At 52.2% G+C, this 18,428-nt stretch carries 21 protein-coding genes; 11 read left to right on the top strand and 10 right to left on the bottom strand.

The window, feature by feature from the left end; all coding sequences use genetic code 11:
• The 3 genes from arcD to arcA are packed head-to-tail and all read right to left on the bottom strand — an operon-like array spanning position 1 to position 3,837.
• The gene (gene arcD, locus NMQ00_RS01575) at positions 1-1,476 is read right to left on the bottom strand and encodes an arginine-ornithine antiporter (protein WP_255177636.1); all 1,476 of its coding nucleotides are present in this window, start codon (positions 1,474-1,476) and stop codon (positions 1-3) included.
• 53 nt (positions 1,477-1,529) lie between these two features.
• Entirely contained in the window at positions 1,530-2,558 is a 1,029-nt protein-coding gene (gene argF, locus NMQ00_RS01570) for an ornithine carbamoyltransferase (RefSeq protein ID WP_255177635.1), read from the bottom strand.
• Between the two features lie 16 nt (positions 2,559-2,574).
• On the bottom strand, positions 2,575-3,837 hold the full coding sequence (arcA, locus tag NMQ00_RS01565) for an arginine deiminase (protein WP_255178655.1): 1,263 nt from the start codon (positions 3,835-3,837) through the stop codon (positions 2,575-2,577).
• 309 nt (positions 3,838-4,146) lie between these two features.
• On the opposite strand from arcA, the gene mgtE reads away from it, so the two are divergent.
• Positions 4,147-5,505 (top strand): magnesium transporter, encoded by a 1,359-nt coding sequence (gene mgtE, locus NMQ00_RS01560; RefSeq protein WP_255177634.1) that lies wholly within the window; start codon positions 4,147-4,149, stop codon positions 5,503-5,505.
• Positions 5,506-5,650: 145 nt separating this feature from the next.
• Entirely contained in the window at positions 5,651-7,432 is a 1,782-nt protein-coding gene (locus tag NMQ00_RS01555; RefSeq protein WP_255177633.1) for a solute:sodium symporter family transporter, read from the top strand.
• A 39-nt stretch (positions 7,433-7,471) separates the two neighbouring features.
• On the opposite strand, the gene NMQ00_RS01550 is transcribed toward NMQ00_RS01555, so the two are convergent.
• The gene (locus NMQ00_RS01550) at positions 7,472-8,374 is read right to left on the bottom strand and encodes a sensor domain-containing diguanylate cyclase (RefSeq protein WP_255177632.1); all 903 of its coding nucleotides are present in this window, start codon (positions 8,372-8,374) and stop codon (positions 7,472-7,474) included.
• A gap of 151 nt (positions 8,375-8,525) precedes the next feature.
• Between NMQ00_RS01550 and NMQ00_RS01545 the strand changes: the two genes are divergently transcribed.
• From NMQ00_RS01545 to NMQ00_RS01530, 4 genes are all read left to right on the top strand, one after another.
• The gene (locus tag NMQ00_RS01545) at positions 8,526-9,542 is read left to right on the top strand and encodes a serine hydrolase domain-containing protein (RefSeq protein WP_255177631.1); all 1,017 of its coding nucleotides are present in this window, start codon (positions 8,526-8,528) and stop codon (positions 9,540-9,542) included.
• A complete protein-coding gene (locus NMQ00_RS01540) occupies positions 9,539-9,925 on the top strand; it encodes a GNAT family N-acetyltransferase (protein ID WP_255177630.1) in 387 nt (128 codons plus the stop codon). Before NMQ00_RS01545 ends, NMQ00_RS01540 begins: the two co-directional genes overlap by 4 nt.
• Positions 9,926-9,936: 11 nt before the next feature.
• Positions 9,937-10,641 carry an SDR family NAD(P)-dependent oxidoreductase gene (locus NMQ00_RS01535; RefSeq protein ID WP_255177629.1) on the top strand — a complete coding sequence of 235 codons (705 nt, stop codon included), beginning with the start codon at positions 9,937-9,939 and terminating at the stop codon, positions 10,639-10,641.
• Positions 10,642-10,729: 88 nt separating this feature from the next.
• Positions 10,730-10,936, top strand: coding sequence for a hypothetical protein (locus NMQ00_RS01530; protein ID WP_255177628.1), 207 nt, complete (start codon positions 10,730-10,732; stop codon positions 10,934-10,936).
• 19 nt (positions 10,937-10,955) lie between these two features.
• Here NMQ00_RS01530 and NMQ00_RS01525 read toward each other — a convergent pair whose 3' ends face one another.
• Complete coding sequence (locus NMQ00_RS01525; RefSeq protein ID WP_255177627.1) at positions 10,956-11,393, bottom strand: hypothetical protein; 438 nt, start codon at positions 11,391-11,393, stop codon at positions 10,956-10,958.
• 146 nt (positions 11,394-11,539) lie between these two features.
• On the opposite strand from NMQ00_RS01525, the gene NMQ00_RS01520 reads away from it, so the two are divergent.
• Positions 11,540-12,535 carry an MDR family oxidoreductase gene (locus NMQ00_RS01520; protein WP_255177626.1) on the top strand — a complete coding sequence of 332 codons (996 nt, stop codon included), beginning with the start codon at positions 11,540-11,542 and terminating at the stop codon, positions 12,533-12,535.
• Between the two features lie 60 nt (positions 12,536-12,595).
• On the opposite strand, the gene NMQ00_RS01515 is transcribed toward NMQ00_RS01520, so the two are convergent.
• The 4 genes from NMQ00_RS01515 to NMQ00_RS01500 form a co-directional block, all read right to left on the bottom strand.
• On the bottom strand, positions 12,596-12,940 hold the full coding sequence (locus tag NMQ00_RS01515; protein ID WP_255177625.1) for a YflT domain-containing protein: 345 nt from the start codon (positions 12,938-12,940) through the stop codon (positions 12,596-12,598).
• 96 nt (positions 12,941-13,036) lie between these two features.
• On the bottom strand, positions 13,037-14,497 hold the full coding sequence (locus NMQ00_RS01510; protein ID WP_255177624.1) for a UDP-N-acetylmuramoyl-L-alanyl-D-glutamate--2,6-diaminopimelate ligase: 1,461 nt from the start codon (positions 14,495-14,497) through the stop codon (positions 13,037-13,039).
• Between the two features lie 155 nt (positions 14,498-14,652).
• Positions 14,653-14,853 (bottom strand): helix-hairpin-helix domain-containing protein, encoded by a 201-nt coding sequence (locus NMQ00_RS01505; RefSeq protein WP_255177623.1) that lies wholly within the window; start codon positions 14,851-14,853, stop codon positions 14,653-14,655.
• Entirely contained in the window at positions 14,850-15,083 is a 234-nt protein-coding gene (locus NMQ00_RS01500; protein WP_255177622.1) for a WYL domain-containing protein, read from the bottom strand. The genes NMQ00_RS01505 and NMQ00_RS01500 overlap by 4 nt, the downstream gene beginning before the upstream one ends.
• Positions 15,084-15,594: 511 nt before the next feature.
• Here NMQ00_RS01500 and NMQ00_RS01495 point away from each other — a divergent pair.
• Positions 15,595-15,867 (top strand): RNA polymerase sigma factor, encoded by a 273-nt coding sequence (locus NMQ00_RS01495; protein ID WP_255177621.1) that lies wholly within the window; start codon positions 15,595-15,597, stop codon positions 15,865-15,867.
• A 6-nt stretch (positions 15,868-15,873) separates the two neighbouring features.
• Here the strand turns inward: NMQ00_RS01495 and NMQ00_RS01490 are convergent, their stop codons facing one another.
• Positions 15,874-16,662, bottom strand: coding sequence for an HAD-IIB family hydrolase (locus NMQ00_RS01490; protein WP_255177620.1), 789 nt, complete (start codon positions 16,660-16,662; stop codon positions 15,874-15,876).
• 64 nt (positions 16,663-16,726) lie between these two features.
• On the opposite strand from NMQ00_RS01490, the gene NMQ00_RS01485 reads away from it, so the two are divergent.
• The 3 genes from NMQ00_RS01485 to NMQ00_RS01475 all read left to right on the top strand — a co-directional run bounded on the left by NMQ00_RS01485 (position 16,727) and on the right by NMQ00_RS01475 (position 18,364).
• The gene (locus tag NMQ00_RS01485; RefSeq protein ID WP_255177619.1) at positions 16,727-16,978 is read left to right on the top strand and encodes a hypothetical protein; all 252 of its coding nucleotides are present in this window, start codon (positions 16,727-16,729) and stop codon (positions 16,976-16,978) included.
• 115 nt (positions 16,979-17,093) lie between these two features.
• Positions 17,094-17,654, top strand: coding sequence for an RNA polymerase sigma factor (locus NMQ00_RS01480; protein ID WP_214796550.1), 561 nt, complete (start codon positions 17,094-17,096; stop codon positions 17,652-17,654).
• Entirely contained in the window at positions 17,651-18,364 is a 714-nt protein-coding gene (locus NMQ00_RS01475) for an anti-sigma factor (RefSeq protein ID WP_255177618.1), read from the top strand. The genes NMQ00_RS01480 and NMQ00_RS01475 overlap by 4 nt, the downstream gene beginning before the upstream one ends.
• Positions 18,365-18,428: the final 64 nt, after the last annotated feature.

Below are 18,428 nucleotides of genomic sequence, written 5' to 3'. Positions count from 1 at the left end.
TCAAAAGACTGAGATATTTCCTGAGACGATGCGCACGACCGCCAAGATCGCAAGCACCGTCAAGATGCTAGCCACAATCCATTCCGTCTTCGTCAACGTCTTGATGCCGTTCTCACGTTGGGCCTTGATGTAGAGCAACGTCCCTGGCGCATATAGTAGCGTCGTCAGGAGAAGATAGTCGATTCCAGCCGCATAGATGAGCCAAATGCCGTATATCGAGGCGACGGCACCGATAATGAGGTCACGCGTCCGGCGCTCGCCGGCGTTGTAGCCGATGCCATTCTTGGCGACTTTGACTTGATAGAAGGCCGAGAAGGCGTACGGGATCAAGATCGCGCTCGAGGCGAGCGAGAAAGCGAAGTTATACGCCGCATCCGAGAACAGGAATGTGAAGAGGAACAGCTGAATCAACCCGTTCGTGAGCCAGAGCGCATTGGCCGGTGCGTTGTTTTTATTCTCTTTCGTGAACCATTTCGGGAACACACCGTCTTTCCCGGCCACAAATGGGATTTCTGCAGCAAGCAACGTCCAGCCGAGCCAGGCCCCAAGAACAGAGATGACGAGACCACCATTGATGAGCATCGCACCCCACGGTCCGACCGCCGACTCGAGCAAGTACGCCATTGCCGGTTGCGAGGCGCTTGCCACGTTTTCCGGATTCATGAGACCGAGCGACATGACCGAGATGAGCAGATAGATGATGAGTGTGCCGAGCAATCCAATGACCGTCGCTTTCCCGACGTCCGAGCGCTTCCGGGCCCGTCCGGACAAGACGACCGCCCCTTCGACACCGATGAACACCCATAGCGTGACGAGCATCGTCGAGACGACCTGGTCTCTCACACTACCCCACGAGAAACCGCCTTGCCCCCAAAAATCGAACGTGAAATTGTCGAGGTTGAAGAAGAATAAGGTGATGGTGATAAAAGCAAAAATCGGTACGAGTTTTGCGATCGTCGTGATGATATTGATCATCGATGCTTCGTGGATGCCTCGTAAAATCAACGAATGCACGAGCCATAGCATAATCGAGGCGCCGATGATCGATGCGATGTTTTGACCGCCTTCAAAGATTGGGAAGAAGTAGCCGACCGAACTGAATAGGAGCGTCGCGTAGGCGACGTTGCCGAGCCACGCGGAGAGCCAGTAGCCCCACGCCGAGTTGAATCCGACAAACTGACCGAAGCCGGCCCGGGCGTAACTGTACACCCCGCCGTCGAGGTCAGGACGACGCATCGTCAAATTTTGAAAACTGAGACCGAGGGCGATAATCCCAATCCCGGTGATGACCCACCCGATCAAAATCGCTCCCGCGTTCGCACCTTGTGCCAAATCGGCGGCCAAGTTGAAGGCCCCGCCCCCAATCATCGAACCGACGACGAGTGCCGTCAGCGCCCCGAGTCCTAAACGTCGATCTTTTTTCTCTGGTTGCACGCCAGCCGTTCCACTTGAGTCATGCGCTATTTTCGTAGACATTGAACTCATCCCTTTCGTTTAGTACGAACCGGAGGGGAGCCCCCTCCCGTCCGTCAGCGTTCAAGCCATTCAAACGTGTCAGTGAGCGTCGCGGCCATCACGGCTTTGATCGTGTGCATCCGGTTCTCCGCTTCATCAAAGACGAAAGAATGGCGGCTCCGGAACACTTCATCCGTGACTTCCATCTCGGTCAACCCATACTCCGCATGGATCGCCCGTCCGACTTCGGTCTCCAAATCGTGGAAGGCTGGCAGACAGTGAAGGAACATGACGTCCGGATTATTCGTCTTCATGAGCATGTCCATGTTCACTTGATACGGGTGGAGCAGTTTGATGCGTTCGGCGAACTCGGCCTCTTCGCCCATCGACACCCAGACGTCCGTGTAGATGACGTCGGCGTCGGCGACCGCTTCGTCGATGCTTTCGGTCAACGTGATCTTCGCCCCTGTCTCGGCTGCGACCGAGCGGGCGAAATCGACGACTTCATCCGACGGCCAAAGCGATTTCGGCGCGCAGATGCGCATATCCATCCCAACTTTGGCCCCACCGATGAGGAGCGTGTTGCCCATATTGTTGCGTCCATCGCCGACATAGACGAAGCGGATGCCAAACAGTTCACCTTTCTGTTCTTTGACCGTCAAGAAGTCGGCCAAGATTTGTGTCGGGTGATACAAATCCGTCAACCCGTTCCACACCGGGACGCCGGCGTCTTTGGCCAGCCCTTCGACCGTGTCATGGGCGAAGCCGCGGAATTGGATACCGTCAAACATACGCCCGAGCACGATCGCCGTGTCGCGCACCGATTCTTTTTTGCCGAACTGGATATCCGATTTCCCGAGGTATTCCGGATGCATGCCTAGATCGATGGCCGCCACGGTGAACGCACAACGCGTCCGCGTCGATGGTTTCTCAAACAACAGGGCCACATTTTTCCCTTCACAGATGCGATGCGGGACGCCTTGTTTCTTTTGACGTTTAAAGGCGGCCGATAAATCGATCAAATAGTTCAACTCGTCTCCTGAAAAATCGTTCAATGATAGAAAATGACGGCCTTTCAAATCAAAGTTGTACGTTGTAGACATGCTCGTTTCCTCCTCGTTAAATGTCTTCGCGGATAATCGGACAGCTCATACAGCGTGGACCCCCACGGCCACGCGACAGTTCACTCGACATGATTTCGATGACTTCGACGCCTTCTGAGCGGAGCAACTCGTTCGAGACGTAGTTGCGGTCGTACGTGACGACGACCCCTGGCGCGATCGCGAGTGTGTTCGACCCGTCGTTCCATTGCTCGCGGGCCGCGGCAATCGGGTCTCCGCCCCCACATGGGATCAAGACGATCTCATCGAGACCGAGTGCGGCTTTCAACACGTTCAACAGGTCTGTGTGTTGGGTGATGTGAAGTTCACCTTCAGCGTTCAACGTCAGTTCAAAGATGTTCATCTTGCCTTCTGGTCCTTGGATGAACGGGTGAATCGTAAATTTGTCATGGTCGACCATTGTGAAGACCGTATCGAGGTGCATGAAGGCGCGTGACTTCGGAATCTCGATGGCGATGACTTTTTTGAACGTGCCGCCGTTTTTCAACAAGTTGAGGGCGACCCGCTCAATTCCTTGGGCCGTCGTCCGCTCAGAAATCCCGATGGCGACGACTTCTTTCGAGAGGACGAGCTCATCCCCGCCTTCCATCGCGAAACGGTAGTCGCGATCTGACCAAATTGGGATGTCGTGTTTCGCGAATCGCGGATGATAGCGCATAATATATTGCGTGAACAATGATTCGCGACGTCGCGCCGGTTCTTTCATCCGGTTGATCGATAGCCCGTTCCCGATGGCCGCAGCCGGATCACGAGTGAAGTATAAGTTCGGCATCGGATCGAGATAGAACGGATATGTGTCTTCAATCATCTCGTGCAAGTGCCGCCGTTTTTCCGGCTTGATCTCAGACTTGCGAATCCCGGCCATGACGGTTTCAATCAATTTTTCATTGTCATAGGCGAGCAAATATTCTTTCAGCGTCTCATATGAGCCGTTGATATTCGATTTTGACTCTGACAAAATATCGGCGACGAAACGTGCGCGCACCCCCGGCAACGACAACGTCTCTGCCATCAAATTCTCGAGATAGAGCACTTCGACCCCACGATTTTGGAGCACGCTCGCAAAGTAGTCATGCTCTTTTTGAATGACTGGAAGATGAGGAATGTCATCAAACAAGAGTCGCTCCAAGTATTCCGGGGTCAAATTTTCGAGTTCACGACCTGGGCGCTTCAATAGTACCGTCCTAAGTTCACCAATTTCTGAATACACGTGGATCGGATGTTTTAGCGTTGTATCCCGTGCGGTTTGTTGATCCGTCATCGATATCATCTCGCTTCCTCCTTGTGATTCGGGTGTGTTTCTACCCTTACATTATCAACTTACCCAATTCCGAGGTGGGCAAGTCCGACGTTTGGACTGTGGTGGATTCCACATAAAAGTGCATAGATGATGACGTGACATGAATGAACAATCACTCGAGAAACGATGCGGCCCCTCAAGTCAACGAAAAGTGACGTATACATCCTGTATGGATTGTGAAAAAAATTCATAACATTTTTTTGATTTTGTTTGAGACCGCTCGAACTCATGACATAATATAGACAAATGATTTGAAAAGGAAGTGAGTCGATGGCAATCGAACGTACAGAACGCGCCCGTCATGAAGCCCAAGTGACAGCGCTCATTCAAAAAGGGGACCCGGTCGATTTCCGCGACGTGTTCCTCACCCTCCACCCTGGTGAACAGGCCGACCTGTTCATCGAACTCGAACGTCCGGCCCGTGAATTCGTCTACGAGGCGCTGTCCCCGGAAGAGTTCACCGACTTGTTTGAAAAACTTGAACTGGATGAACAGGAACAGTTTATTCAAGAGATGCCCCGTCCGTTCGCCGTGCGTGTCTTGAACGACATGTACTCGGATAACGCCGCTGACTTGATGAACCAACTCCCAGACGACTTCATGAACGAACTGTTCGCGTTGATGGATGAGACCGAGGCGACCGAGGTCAAAGACTTGATGCGTTATCCGGACGATACGGCCGGTGCCATCATGACGACCGAGTTCATCGTGTTGAAGGCGGACAAAACCGTCGGCGCGACGCTTGAAGACTTGCGCGAGCTCGGACCGGAAGCCGAGACTATTTACTACTTGTACGTCATCGATGCAGACAATCGTCTAGTTGGCGTTGTATCGCTCCGCGACTTGATTGTCTCCCCGCTCGATGTGCAAATCGCGGACATCATGGGGCGGCGCGTCGTATCGGCCCACGTCCTCGCCGATCAGGAAGACTTGGCCCGGACCGTTCAAAAGTATGACTTACTGGCCCTGCCTGTCATCGATAGCGAGGACCATCTACTCGGAATCATCACGGTCGACGATGTCATGGACGTCATCGAACGCGAGACGACCGAGGACTTTGAAGAACTGTCGGCGACGAAAGGTTCGTCTGACATCAACATGGGACCGGTCGAGGCGGCGATGAAACGGGCGCCATGGATTATCAGCCTCATGTTCCTCGGGATGATCACTGCGTCGACGATCGGTGGTTTCGAGGACACGCTTGAAACGATCGTCTTACTCGCCGTCTTCATGCCGCTCGTCATGGGTTCGGCCGGTAATGCCGCCACCCAATCGCTCGTCGTCGCCGTCCGCTCGATCGCGCTCGGGACGATCAATCGGAAGAACGTGTTGAAGATGATTCGCCGTGAGTTCGGGACGGGGCTATTGCTCGGTCTCGCCTGTATGGTCGTCATCTTCGGCGTCATCACCGTCCTCTATGACAGTGCCTTAATCGGTATGATTGTCGGTCTGTCGATTTTTGCGTCGCTCAGCGTGGCGACCATCGTCGGGACACTCGTGCCGCTCCTCATCAATCGATTGAAACTTGATCCGGCCGTCGCGTCGGGTCCGTTCATCACGACGGTCGTCGACAATCTCGGCTTAATCATTTATTTCACGGTCGCGACTTCGTTGCTTCGCTTTTTTTGACACCTGACCTCTCAGGTGTCTTTTTTTGTTGTGAGGTTTGTTACAGTTCTTTTACAAAAGAGAAAACGGGAAATAATCATACTTCGTGAAGGGTACTTATGAAAAAGTACTTATAAATAAGAAGAAGTTGAGGGAGGGAATGTCGTTGACCATTCAACAGGTTGTTTACATATTAATCACAGGGGCCTTATTCATGGGGCTCGTCGCTTACGTGTCTTATCGCATGACGAAAGGGAAAGTCGAGAGTGCCGACGATTATTTCTTGGCCGGACGCGGTCTCACTGGTTTGTTCATCGCTGGATCGCTCTTATTGACGAACTTGTCAGCCGAGCAGTTGATTGGCTTAAACGGCCAATCGTTCGCCGGCAATATGTCAGCCATGGCATGGGAAGTCACGGCCGGAATCGCCGCCATCATCATGGCGCTCTTCTTACTCCCACGCTTCCTGGGCATTGGAATTTCCACGATTCCTGAGTTTTTAAGCCAACGATATGACGAGGACGTTCGTCGTTTGACCGTCCTGTTATTCTTGTTCGGTTATATGTGTGTCACGATTCCGTCGATGCTCTATTCAGGCGGCTTGGCCGTCCTCCAACTGTTCGACGTACCGACCTTGCTCGGCATCAGTTTCGAACAGTCACTTTGGATTGTTATTTGGTTCATCGGGATTATTGGTGCCATCTATGCGATTTTCGGCGGACTTCGTGCCGTTGCCGTCTCCGATACGTTGAACGGGATCGGTCTCATCATCATCGGATTCCTCGTTCCGACACTTGGCTTCATCGCACTCGGTGACGGTAATCTTGTCGAGGGGATGAAGACGATCGCAACCGAGAATCCGGAGAAACTGAACGCCATCGGATCATCAAACGACTCCGTCCCGTTCTTGTCCATCTTCACCGGGATGATTTTTGCGAACTTATTCTACTGGGCGCTCAACCAATACGTCATCCAACGGGCGCTCGGAGCAAAGAACTTGGCCGAGGGTCAAAAAGGAGTGCTCTTCACCGGTTACTTGAAGTTGCTCGTCCCGATTTTCATGTTGCTCCCGGGAATCATCGCGTTCCATCTGTATGGCACGAACGTCGACAAGGCCGATCTCGCTTATCCGAGCTTGATTGCCGACTTGTTGCCGATGTGGCTCATGGGCTTCTTCCTCGCCGTCTTACTTGGCGCCGTGTTCAGCTCGTTCAACTCGCTACTAAATAGTATCGCTACGTTGTTCGTGCTCGATATTTATAAGCCGAAGTTCAAACCGGATGCGTCAGACAAAGACTTGATTCGCGTCAGCAAATGGTTCGGGACGTTCGTCGCGCTCGTCTCGTTCTTCGTCGCCCCGAACTTGATGTATGCACCGGACGGCCTTTGGGACTTGATTCGCCGCTTCACCGGCTTCTTCAACATCCCGATTCTCGTCATTGTCCTAATCGGGATGCTCGTGAAACGTGTGCCGCCGATTGCCGCGAAACTCGTCATCGGCTTCCACGTTGTCACGTACTACTTCCTCGTCTGGGGGACTGAGCAGTGGTTCGGCTTCGACCTCGGGATCAATTTCATCCACATTTACGGGATCTTGTTCGTCCTCGAGACGGCCATCATGCTCGTATTCGCGAAAGTTCGTCCGATGCAACATATCAATCCGATCCGCATCGACCTCGGTCGCGTCAAACCATGGCGCCATGCGATCTCGACGTCGATCATTCTGATCGCATCGATGGTGTTCGTCTACTTCGTCTTCTCGCCGATCGGTCTCGCCTATGCGAACGGGATCGTCTCAAGTTGGTTCTGGCCGGCGACGCTCCTGTTGGTCGTTGCGACGAGCGGGCTCGTCTGGACGTCGTATCGCTATTGGTTACCGCGTTATGAGTCTTATTTGAACAATCTTGATACGACAGACACCGAGCGTGAAGAAGCGATGGGTGAATAATATATTTAAACAAACAGACACACTCCTTGCTAATATCATTTAGCAGAGAGTGTGTCTGTTTGTTTTACATTTACGCTTCTGTTCATACATGTTTTGATCCGCTTGATTATATAAATTCGTGAAATCTATTAAACGCTCTTCCCAAGCTACCCCGACAGCGGCTGAGACGTGATTCACTTCAAATTTGTTTCTAACTAAAGCCGTCAAATTCAGTAACTCATCTTGTTGCATGTTGTCCGTTAACACAACGAATTCGTCGCCACCAATACGATAAACATCTGTACTTAACTCCTGCAAAAGGAATCCCACTTTTTGAAGTAACAAATCACCAGCTGAATGACCTTGGTTATCATTAATTTTCTTCAAGTCGTTCAAATCAATCACAATCAGTCCTATTGCTTTTTGAGAGAGACGATCAAGCGCTTCGTTAAAAGCGCGTCGATTCAAAACCCTAGTGAGTTCATCATGGCGGCTCTCATATTCCAACTCTTCGCGTTTCATTACAGCAGCTTCCACATTCCGAATGATTCCTTGTACAGCTACAATCTCACCATTTTTATAAATCGGGGTCGTGTATTCTTCAAAGCGCAAATAACGACCGTCATTCGTACGCCAACGTTGAGAGATAGGCTCATCGTAACTCATATTTCCTGATACTTTATTCATGAGAAGTTGATAATCATCTGGATGAATACGACGAAAACAATCATCTGGATTTTCATAGTTTTTCGCTACAACACCTTCACCTAAATATAAATCAAGGGAAGGACTGATGTAACGAAAACGAAACGTCGGTTTGACTTCAAATATATAGATGACATCTTTAGCGTGGTTACCGAAATGTGCAAACGCTCCGTCCACCTCTTTACGTGATTGAAATGTCTTTTGCGCAACGAGTACCAAAATCAATCCAACTAATAAACCTGACCAAAATTGTTCCATGTTTTCTCGCTCCCTATCTAAACGTACTATCCTATCGTATCACGCTAGTGAAACGACGCCTGTACCTTTTCCATTATTTAGGTTAATGTTTAAACATGAAGTTTACTGATTGATAAGTGTAAACTTGAAAATTAGAAGTTGGAGGTCCACCATGAGTCCTGACTGGTCACCCTATGAAGTCTCATCTACTTTTTCTGGATCGGCGCTCGTCATGCGACAGGACGACATCCTGTTCGAACATCAACAAGGATACGCAAATCGTGCTGAACAAATCGAAAATCGAACGTCGACCCGATTCGGCATCGCCTCTGGCTGTAAGCTATTCACGGCCATCGCCATCTGCCAACTCATCGAACAAGGTAAGTTGGCATTCACATCGACGCTCAGTGAATGCCTCACCATCCATTTTCCATATTTCGACCCGGCCGTGACAGTCGAACAGTTGCTCACCCATACGTCGGGCATCCCAGATTATTTCGACGAGTCTGTCATGGACGACTTTGAGGAATTATGGCGACAGCGTCCGATGTATCATATGAGACAGTCCCGTGACTTCTTACCGATGTTTCAAGACGAGCCGATGCGACAAGAACGGGGCGTGTTCGAATACAATAATGCCGGTTATATCGTGCTCGGTCTCATCGTCGAACAAGCGAGCGGGTTGACGTTCTCGGACTATATCGAGCGATTCGTGTTCAACCCGGCCGACATGACCGATTCTGGATACTTCTCCCTCGATGCCTTACCGGCGAACACGGCGCTCGGGTATATCGACAACATGGACGGCTCGTGGCGGACGAACCACTATTCGATTCCCGTCAAAGGCGGCGCGGACGGCGGCGCGTTCGTGACGGCACAAGATATGGCCAAACTGTGGAGCGCCCTGCTCGGTCATCGCCTACTTGGTGAGGAGATGACATCACTGCTCTTCACGCCTCACGTGCCAGTGAACGAAACAGGCGGACGTTATGGATACGGTCTGTGGATTCAACTGGATGCGAATCGACACGTGTTCAAATATCATGTCATGGGTTATGACCCCGGCGTCAGTTTTCATTCTGCTTACTACCCGGCCACAGACATCATTTCGGTCATCTGTTCGAACGAGTCAGACGGTGCGTTCGACCTCATGAAAGCCATCGAACAGAAAGCAGGTGTGTCTGCTTGAACATCCGCCCATACGAAGAGCGTGACTTCGACCAGATTCAAGCGTTGAATGAGACGGAAGGTTGGAGTCAACTCGTCCGACAACACGAGTTGACGAAACAGGCGTGGCGGCAATCGAACGTCGCCTATGTCGTTGAGTCAGAAGGACAGGTGATCGCCTATCTGCGTGGGTTGACCGACACGACCGTGAGCCTGTACGTATGCGAACTGCTCATCGCGGCCTCGCACCGTCGCCTCGGGATTGGCGAGCGACTGCTGTCACACGTCCATGCGCTCTACCCTGAGACGCGTCTCGAGATGCTTGCTAGTGCCTCGTCGCAGACGTATTACGAAAAATTAAACTTCCGTCCATTTTATGGATACCGGAAGACGATTCACGAATAGGAGGAGCTGTCATGAAACTAGCCATCGTGACCGGTGCCTCGCGCGGTCTCGGCCGTGCCATCGCCGAGGAACTATTGAAGCGGGATTACGAGGTCGTCAATTTCTCACGGACGCAGGCGGCCGATGCCTCGTTCCGTCACGTCGAGGTCGATTTATCGAATCCTGAGAGCACGCTGGCCGCGCTCGAACACGTGAAGCCGCTCATTGAAACGGCGACGCCCTTACTCGTCGTGCAAAACGCAGCTTTGATTGAACCGATTCATCGGGCCGGCCATATGAATCCGAATCAGCTCATCGCCCACGTCCAAGCCAACCTGCTCGCCCCGATGTTATTGACGAACGCGGTGCTCGCGTATGAACTGCCCGTCTCGCTCATCCATGTGACCTCCGGGGCCGCCAAGCGCGCCATCTCGGGTTGGAGCGCCTATTGTGCGACGAAAGCCGGTCTCGACCACTTCACGGAGACGGTCGCCCTTGAATTGACCGATACAAACGACAAGGTCGCCTTGTTCAATCCAGGCGTAATGGACACCGCGATGCAGGAAAGCATTCGGGCCTCGTCAGAAGACGCGTTCCGTGACGTGGAACAGTTCCGCTCCTATGTGACGGAAGGACGATTGCGCACCCCTGAGACGGTCGCCCGCATCTTGGCGAAACACTTGCTAGACGAGCCGTTCGAGAATGGCAAGACGTATTCCGTCTACGACCTTGCTTGATTTTTGACCTGGTATGAAATTCAGTCACCCTTTTCAGACTCTACCGCCTACACTAGAGACAGATGAAACGAGAAAGGGTGGCTGAGTCATGAGGACGATGGCAGGAGGATTATTATTTTTCGGCTTGTTCAGTCTCGGGTTGTCGTTCACGATGATCGGGGACACGGCGGTTGTCGGAGCAATGGTGAGCGGTGTTGCCATCTTATGTAGCGTCGGACTTTGGTTCGGAGCGACAGAAGTAACGCGCATCCGCGTTGCTCTCCTCGACAGTAAAAAAACGTCTTTCCCCGAATGAGGGGAAGACGTTTTTGGATTCATTGATTGTCTTTGTTTTCGTCTTCGTAATCATCATCAGCGTATTCTTCGAAGTCGTACTCTTCGAAGTCCGCTTCATCGATAAAGATGTCGCGGTCATTGACGACGTGAATCGGACCGTTGGCCACATCGATTCGAATCGTCCATGCCCATGGAATGCGCAATCGGCTATAAACGCCTGTCCAGAATTCCATCGATTCTTGCTCGTATCGCTCGAACTCTGCCAGCAACTCTTTAAAGGTTACCCCTGACAACTGAAAGTTTGAGTCTTGGATTCGCTCGAGCGCATTATGTGTCGCCTCGAGTTCCGCCGCACGTACCATCTCTTCGGCCGTTGCCATCTCAAGAATGGTACCATCCGGTGGCAGAATGTCGTATACGTTAAACAATTCGCCTTCTTCTACTTCTTCATCAAACTCATAGTCGTCGTGCCGCATGCTTCATTCCTCCTCACTCTAGTTGAATCTCTTTCATTGTACCATTCCACTCCCTGTTAGAACGAAACATTCGTGTATATATTTTGGCAGGTAGGGAATCATAACAAAGGAATAGAATACGTATCAGCGAAAGGGGCCAATTGACCATGAACGAATCATTTCAAGCACTCGTCCTCGACAAGACGGATGACCGTCTCCATGCCACGGTGACGGACGTCAAACTCGACGCGCTTCCAAAAGAAGAAGACGGCAACGTCCTCGTCGAAGTCCATTATTCAGCGCTCAACTACAAAGACGCCCTCGGGCTGACGGGGTCCGGCAAAATCGTCAGTCATTACCCGTTTATCCCCGGGTGCGAGTTCGTCGGGAAAGTCGTTGAATCCGACCATCTCGACTTCAAAGTCGGCGATGAAGTCATCGCCACCGGTTTCGGGATCGGCGAACGGCATTTCGGTGGCTTCAGCCGTTACGCCCAAGTTCCAGGGAACTGGCTCATCAAATTACCGAAAGGCATGGGCATGCGAGATGCGATGACGATTGGGACACCAGGACTTACCGCCATGTTCGCTGTCGAGGCGCTCGAACATGAGGGCGTGCATCCCGGTCAAGAAGTGCTCGTGACCGGGGCTTCTGGAGGCGTCGGCAGTTTCGCCATCGCCTTGCTCCACAAGCTCGGCTACCACGTGATTGCCTCGACCGGCAAACAAGACCCGGCGTATTTGCGTGACCTCGGTGTCGAGAACATGATCCCTCGAAGTCAGCTTGAGGGACCAGGACGTCCGCTCGACGAGCAAAAATTTGATGCCGCCATCGATTCGGTCGGAGGCGAGACGCTCGGTAATATCCTTAGCCGAACACGCTACGAAGGGACGGTCGTCGCCTGCGGGCTCGCTGGTGGACATGAGCTCCATATGACCGTCTATCCGTTCATCTTACGGGGCATCCGGCTGATCGGCATCGATTCGGTCATGCAACCGATTTCCCGTCGCGTGAAAGCGTGGGAACGACTCCATGAGCTTGTTGACACCCATGTGCTCAACCATATGGTCCATGAGATTCCGCTGCATGACGTCCCTCGACACGCCGAGGCGATGATGCGCGGCGAACTGAGCGGCCGGACCGTCGTCCGCATCCACGACTAATACAAACAGGGCTGAATCCATTGATTCAGCCCTGTCTCTGTATTCTCCATGGTGGTGGAATTATAAAGTGAATCCGGCTGGTGCGTCTTTGACGACGACGACCACCTTGCCTTGGTCTAATTTTTTCTCGAGTTGATCCGCTTCAGTCGATGAGAAACCGAGCTGTTCGAACTGGGCCCGAAGCTCATCGCCCTTTTTGCGGAATACATTTTTCGCGGCCGTCCCTAAGCCGACGTCTGATGCCGTCACCGTATTCGCGTCGGCATTATCGGCCACACGATCGGTCCGGTCATCGTCGTGGGTGATGACATAAATGTGCTTGTCCTCAATCCCTTTCGCTTTCATCGATTGAATGGCGGTCACGACTTCTTCATCATTTGTGAACTCTTTGTACAAAACTGACATGTCTGTTCTCCTCCTTCAATAGCGTTATATTAGTAGTTATTACCTTCTTTTTCAAAATTCACACATTAAAAAACGATGACAGTTGTCATCGTTTCGTTAAACGGCCGGTTCTTGGCCTTTTCGTTTTTTCAGTTCTTCTAATAAAATATCGGATTCGTTGAACGGAATCGATTCTTGACCGACGCGTTCGACGTGGTCATGCCCTTTTCCAACGACGACGATCCGCTTCCCGACGAGCGCTTGTTGCGCTGCGTGACGCAAGGCGTCGCGCCGTTCCTCGAACGTCACGTAATGTGTGTTCGCGTCGATTCCTGCGAGTAGCCCGTCGATGATATGCTTCGGGTCTTCCGTGCGCACGTCATGCACGGTCACGATCAAGTCGTTCGAATAACGACTCGCGATGCGGCCCATCTCCGCCCGTTTGGTCGGGTCACGGTCGCCCGCCGCACTCAAGACGACAACGAGTTCCCGCTCCCCTTGCTGAAGCGTCGACAGACATTTCTCGAGGCCGTCCGGTGTATGGGCGTAGTCGAGGTAGATTTCGGCGTCTTCCGTATCCAGTCGTTCGAGCCGACCTTTCGGAAGCGTGAGTCCCGGTACGTTGGCGATAATCGAACGCAACATCAGTTCCGACGTCGAGACGAGACCGATGGCCGCGGCCAAGTTGGCGGCATTAAATGCGCCCATGAAGCGAACCGGCGCCTCAATCGTCAGAGCGTTCATTTTGACGACGACCGTCTGGTCATGCCAAATGACTTGAATATCAGCCGGTACGTCCGCATGCGTGCTATACATGATGCGTCGACGGGACGGGGCAAACGCGGCCATCGTCTTGCTGGCCGGGTCTTCGGCGTTCAAAACGATGGCGTCCCCGTCTGTCGTTTCGACTTGTTCGAACAATCGTGCTTTGGCCCGGGCGTACTCGTCCATTGAGCGATGATAATCCAAGTGGTCATGCGTCAAATTCGTGAACGCCGCCGCATGAAATCGGACGCCTTCGACACGTCCTTCCATCATCGCATGCGAAGAGACTTCGACGACACAGTCGGTCACGCCAGCATCCGCCATTTCGGCCAAAATTCGATGTAAGACGACGGCTTCCGGCGTCGTGTTAGGTGTTTTTAATGTTTGATTTTTATAACGTGCTCCGATCGTACTGACAATCCCGACCGGTCGTCCGGACAGACGAAATAAATCATATGTCAACGTCGCAGTCGTCGTCTTCCCGTTCGTACCGGTGACACCATAAATGCGCATCCGATGTGAGGGGTGGTCATAAAAAGCACTGGCCACCACGCCGGCTGTCCGCTTCGTGTCCGCGACGACAAAGTTCGGCACCTCAAGGTCAAGCGGGTATTCCGAGATGACAGCAACCGCTCCTTTGGAGACGGCGTCCTCAGCGAATTCATGTCCGTCCACCGTATAACCACGGATACAGATAAATAAATTCCCTGGACTGACCTTTCTGGAATCTGTCTCAATTCCGGTCACCCATGGATCGCGTTCGATGTCATCCATCTCATTTTCTAGAATGGCGGATAAACGTTTCGTCCTCATGCTGTGTACTTCCTTTCTCATGGGTGTCGCTAGGTTCGCAAACCTTATCGTCATGGTACTAGATATTAGGCTGTAATGGAGATGACAAATATATTACTTCCCTTTTTACGTGCAATACAATCGCCCAACCAAAAAATTCCTGGTCCAGGACGGGACTAGGAATTTTTTTCGCTATCGGTGAACCGAAGTCCTTGCTCATGGAGGGCAGATTCCAAAACCAGCAACACACTCGGTCCGACGCCGTGAAGCGCCGCGATTTCTTGCTTCGTATAGGTGGCCAACTGTTCGAGTGTATCGATATAGGCGGCCTGGAGCGCCCGCTCGGCCGGTGCCGAACATTTCGGAAGTGGTGTCATCCAATTTCCTCCTCTCGTCCGGTGGCACGTTCGATCGTCGGGAGACAGGCGAGGACACGATCCATACAAAACGTGCGACGAGCCTGCTTTTTCACGTCCCAGCCGACGAGTCGATCGCCTTGCAACTTCATCAGTTTGACGCGTCGCTTTGAAATGACCCCATTCCGATCCATATACACCATTTCCACGACTCGTCCATTTCGCATCCAACGCATGACTTCTTGCCTCATCCTATCCCCCTCCTTTGTTACCTTTATTATAACGAACATTTGTTCGCTAATCCAGTCTAGAGGTGTACGTTTGAACAATTTCCCGTATGCTAGAAGAAATGAATGTTTCACGAAAGGGGTACGCCCGTTATGACCTATGTCATGTTGGCCGTTTTGGCCGTCGTTTTATTCATCTCCATGATTTTTGCCGCCAAGGCCTTGCCGAATTTACGGAATGTCTTATTTAACCGTGGTAGTCTCTTCGGGACAGAAAGTGAGACCGTCACTTGTCCGAACTGTAAAAAAACGTTCAAACGGTCCGCTGGGAACACCCAGACATGCCCACACTGTTATACGTCGTTTTAACCCAAAAACACCCGCCTGGCCGCTAGACGCGGACCTCGGGTGTTTTTTGAATGTGCTCGAATCAGCAAGTAACCGTTTACGTTCACGCTATAAGTGAAATAAGAAGGTTACGTCATTTGCCCGCTAGTCAAACCACGAGACAGTCTCATTCCTAAAGGAGTTCACCATGTCATTCATATCCGATCACGATTTATACGCACGATTGTTAAACCGCGACACTTCCGCGCTCGAACTGCTTTACGAACGCTATGAGCGCATCTTATATTCGCTCGCCCTCCGTTTGACGACGCGAGCCGACTTGGCCGAGGCCGTCCTATCCGAGGTGTTCACTGATCTCTGGAAACGGCGTCTACCACTCGATTTGACGACCCACCGGCTGAAAACCCATTTATTCGAGCGGGTGGAGGCCGCTGCGCTACGCTTAGTCGCCAGCGCTTAAGTTCGTCTATCGCATCGCTCGATGTAACACTTCTAGAATCCCATCCGCATACATGCCTTCGGTGACACGACCATGTTCTCGTTTGGCTTCTTCCGTCCCGTTGCCAAGTACATAGCCGTTGCCGACATGTCTTAACATCCCTAAATCGTTCCCACTGTCACCGAACGCATAGGCGTGCTCGGTCTGAAACGCATATCGGTCGCACACGTAGTCGACCGCAGCGATTTTCCCCGCTCCTTGTGGGATAAAATCGATATCGTAGGCGCCATCCGGGTCTCCGGCGAGCGGATTGCACCGACTGACGTTGACGGCGATTCCAAAGTCACTTGCGGCTGAACGAATGAGCGCGAGTTCGGCCTCCGATTCGCCATAATAATAGTAATTGTGCATCCAAGCACTCGTCCCGAGATTCGCTTGCGGTTCAATCGCAAGCGTTCGCCCTAGTCTGTCGACGACATGGTCGACACGGCCCGAAAAATCGTGCGGGAATCGTGACGAATAACCGGGATCAAGCTCCAATTGCCCCGTCGCCGTCACTTGATAAAGTTCCGTGCCGAGACTTGCCGCGATCCTATGCGGGAAGTACCGCATCTCGGCCCGCTTCACTTTCTCTATAATCGTCTCGAGCGAACTCCCCGTCACCCACATCGTCGACAGACGATGTGAATGATTCTCGAGAAAATCTTCGAGTTGCTGCAAATGCTTCAACTGCTTCGCGGAGCAAGCATGCGGGAAGTACGTCTCGTCGAAATCAAAACAGATGAGCGTCCGCCCCTCCTCGATAAATCGTTTCATAGTCATCCTCCTTGTGTCGTCATACCCCATCTCGTATAGTAAAAGAGAGAAAGGACGTGACATGATGAAAAACCGATTAAGCCGTTACTATTGTCAGTATAGCGGAATGCTCATCGGGTTCGGGCTAGTCTTCGCCTTTTTGTTCGGCGTGCGGACGTATCCGGTCTGGCAACAATGGCTCTCGAACGGACCCGCACTTCTCGTCACGCTCCTCACGGCGACGCTACTCAGTTACGTGACGTATCGATTGCTCAGTGCCTTGAATTTGAAACTCTTCCGCCGTCTCGGCGACGCGACGTCGACATGCTCCCGTTAAGCACGGGACTACATAACGACCGTTCACAAAATAGTCACCTCAAATAGGCATCCATTTCACGGTTTCATCCGTTAGATCAATACAAGGGATTCCCTTACGTATAAAGGAGACAGCCATGACTGATATTGAATTGTACGAGCGTGTCAGGCAAAAAGACAAACAAGCGCTCGAGGCACTTTATGACCGCTACGAACGCATCCTGTATGCTTTCGTCATGCAGTTGACGAAAGACCGCGATCTCGCCGAAGAAGCGATGCAGGAAGTATTCATCAAACTATGGCGCGGTGGCGGTGTGTATGATGACTCAAAAGGAAAATTCAAATCGTGGCTGTTCACGATGAGCCGTCACGTCACGATCGACTTGATTCGCAAACGAAAACCTGACCTACAACTAGACGAGTCTTACGCTGAAGCCATCCCTTCCCCGGCTCCGTCCGTCGAGACCGAGGTCGAGTGGCAAGAAGAGCGGACGCAAATCGAGACGGCGATGGCCGAGCTTCCGGTCGAGCAACAACAAGTCGTCCGTCTCATGTATTTCCAAGGGCTCAGCCAACAAAAGATTGCCGATGCGTGTGGCATCCCGCTCGGTACCGTAAAAGGAAGGATTCGATTAGCGTTGAAACAGTTACGAAGGCATCTATCCCATGATTTAATCGATAAGGAGGTGGAACGATGAACGCTTGTGACCAATTAATTGATTATTTCAACCAGCATTTGACGGAAGACGAACGCATCCAGTTTGAAGCGCATCTCGCGACATGTCAAACGTGTCAAGAAGAGCTCGAACAACTCGAGGCCCTCGTCGGCGGCGTCGCGTTCCTCTCTGAACCGGCTGAACCACCGAGCGGGATGAAGGCGCGCATCCTCGACAACGTGTTCGCTGAAGACGATACGGAGACAGAGTCGAAACTAGACGAACCGACCCCGATCACACCGTTCACTGCCACGAAGAAGAACCAGAAGACGCCATGGGGAGCGCTCGCGCTCGCAGCCGCACTCATGCTCTCCTTGGTCGGGAACGGCTACCTGCTATTGAACCAAGATGACCCGAGCGGCATCGCCTTGACCGAGACGGTACCGCTCGAAGGCGACTCGGAAGGCGTGGCTTATCTGGCCGAACAGGACGGTGAGCGTCAGCTTATCGTCCAAACGAACGGACTCGATGCGCTCGAAGCGAACGAGGTATATCAAGTTTGGCTCATCAAAGACGACTCCCCGATTCCGACCGGGGCGTTCGTGACGGATGCTAAAGGCAACGGGACCGTCATCTATACACTCGATTCGACTGAATCGGAGACGGACTGGGATACCGTCGCTGTCACGAAAGAACCCGAACGCGGTAACACGGCGCCCGAAGGCGACATCGTCCTCATTGCCAGTCTATAAGCAAGAACCGAATGACTTGACGCACCACGTGTGCGTGTCATTCGGTTCTTTTTTCGTTATGATG

The organism is Exiguobacterium aurantiacum, from assembly GCF_024362205.1.
In the GTDB taxonomy this organism is placed as follows: Bacteria; Bacillota; Bacilli; order Exiguobacteriales; family Exiguobacteriaceae; genus Exiguobacterium; species Exiguobacterium aurantiacum_B.
The sequence above is the reverse complement of the archived record's forward strand: the minus strand, read 5'-3'. Positions and strand labels throughout refer to the sequence as shown.

Excerpts from the sequence above, each read along its gene's own strand:
- NMQ00_RS01480 (WP_214796550.1), top strand. The coding sequence starts at position 17,094 with ATGACTGATATTGAATTGTACGAGCGTGTCAGGCAAAAAGACAAACAA.
- NMQ00_RS01505 (WP_255177623.1), bottom strand. The coding sequence starts at position 14,853 with ATGACACCACTTCCGAAATGTTCGGCACCGGCCGAGCGGGCGCTCCAG.
- NMQ00_RS01535 (WP_255177629.1), top strand. The coding sequence starts at position 9,937 with ATGAAACTAGCCATCGTGACCGGTGCCTCGCGCGGTCTCGGCCGTGCC.
- NMQ00_RS01550 (WP_255177632.1), bottom strand. The coding sequence starts at position 8,374 with ATGGAACAATTTTGGTCAGGTTTATTAGTTGGATTGATTTTGGTACTC.
- argF (WP_255177635.1), bottom strand. The coding sequence starts at position 2,558 with ATGTCTACAACGTACAACTTTGATTTGAAAGGCCGTCATTTTCTATCA.
- NMQ00_RS01475 (WP_255177618.1), top strand. The coding sequence starts at position 17,651 with ATGAACGCTTGTGACCAATTAATTGATTATTTCAACCAGCATTTGACG.
- arcA (WP_255178655.1), bottom strand. The coding sequence starts at position 3,837 with ATGACGGATCAACAAACCGCACGGGATACAACGCTAAAACATCCGATC.
- NMQ00_RS01525 (WP_255177627.1), bottom strand. The coding sequence starts at position 11,393 with ATGCGGCACGACGACTATGAGTTTGATGAAGAAGTAGAAGAAGGCGAA.
- NMQ00_RS01510 (WP_255177624.1), bottom strand. The coding sequence starts at position 14,497 with ATGAGGACGAAACGTTTATCCGCCATTCTAGAAAATGAGATGGATGAC.
- NMQ00_RS01490 (WP_255177620.1), bottom strand. The coding sequence starts at position 16,662 with ATGAAACGATTTATCGAGGAGGGGCGGACGCTCATCTGTTTTGATTTC.
- arcD (WP_255177636.1), bottom strand. The coding sequence starts at position 1,476 with ATGTCTACGAAAATAGCGCATGACTCAAGTGGAACGGCTGGCGTGCAA.
- NMQ00_RS01515 (WP_255177625.1), bottom strand. The coding sequence starts at position 12,940 with ATGTCAGTTTTGTACAAAGAGTTCACAAATGATGAAGAAGTCGTGACC.
- NMQ00_RS01500 (WP_255177622.1), bottom strand. The coding sequence starts at position 15,083 with ATGAGGCAAGAAGTCATGCGTTGGATGCGAAATGGACGAGTCGTGGAA.
- NMQ00_RS01530 (WP_255177628.1), top strand. The coding sequence starts at position 10,730 with ATGAGGACGATGGCAGGAGGATTATTATTTTTCGGCTTGTTCAGTCTC.
- NMQ00_RS01485 (WP_255177619.1), top strand. The coding sequence starts at position 16,727 with ATGAAAAACCGATTAAGCCGTTACTATTGTCAGTATAGCGGAATGCTC.
- NMQ00_RS01545 (WP_255177631.1), top strand. The coding sequence starts at position 8,526 with ATGAGTCCTGACTGGTCACCCTATGAAGTCTCATCTACTTTTTCTGGA.
- NMQ00_RS01520 (WP_255177626.1), top strand. The coding sequence starts at position 11,540 with ATGAACGAATCATTTCAAGCACTCGTCCTCGACAAGACGGATGACCGT.
- mgtE (WP_255177634.1), top strand. The coding sequence starts at position 4,147 with ATGGCAATCGAACGTACAGAACGCGCCCGTCATGAAGCCCAAGTGACA.
- NMQ00_RS01495 (WP_255177621.1), top strand. The coding sequence starts at position 15,595 with ATGTCATTCATATCCGATCACGATTTATACGCACGATTGTTAAACCGC.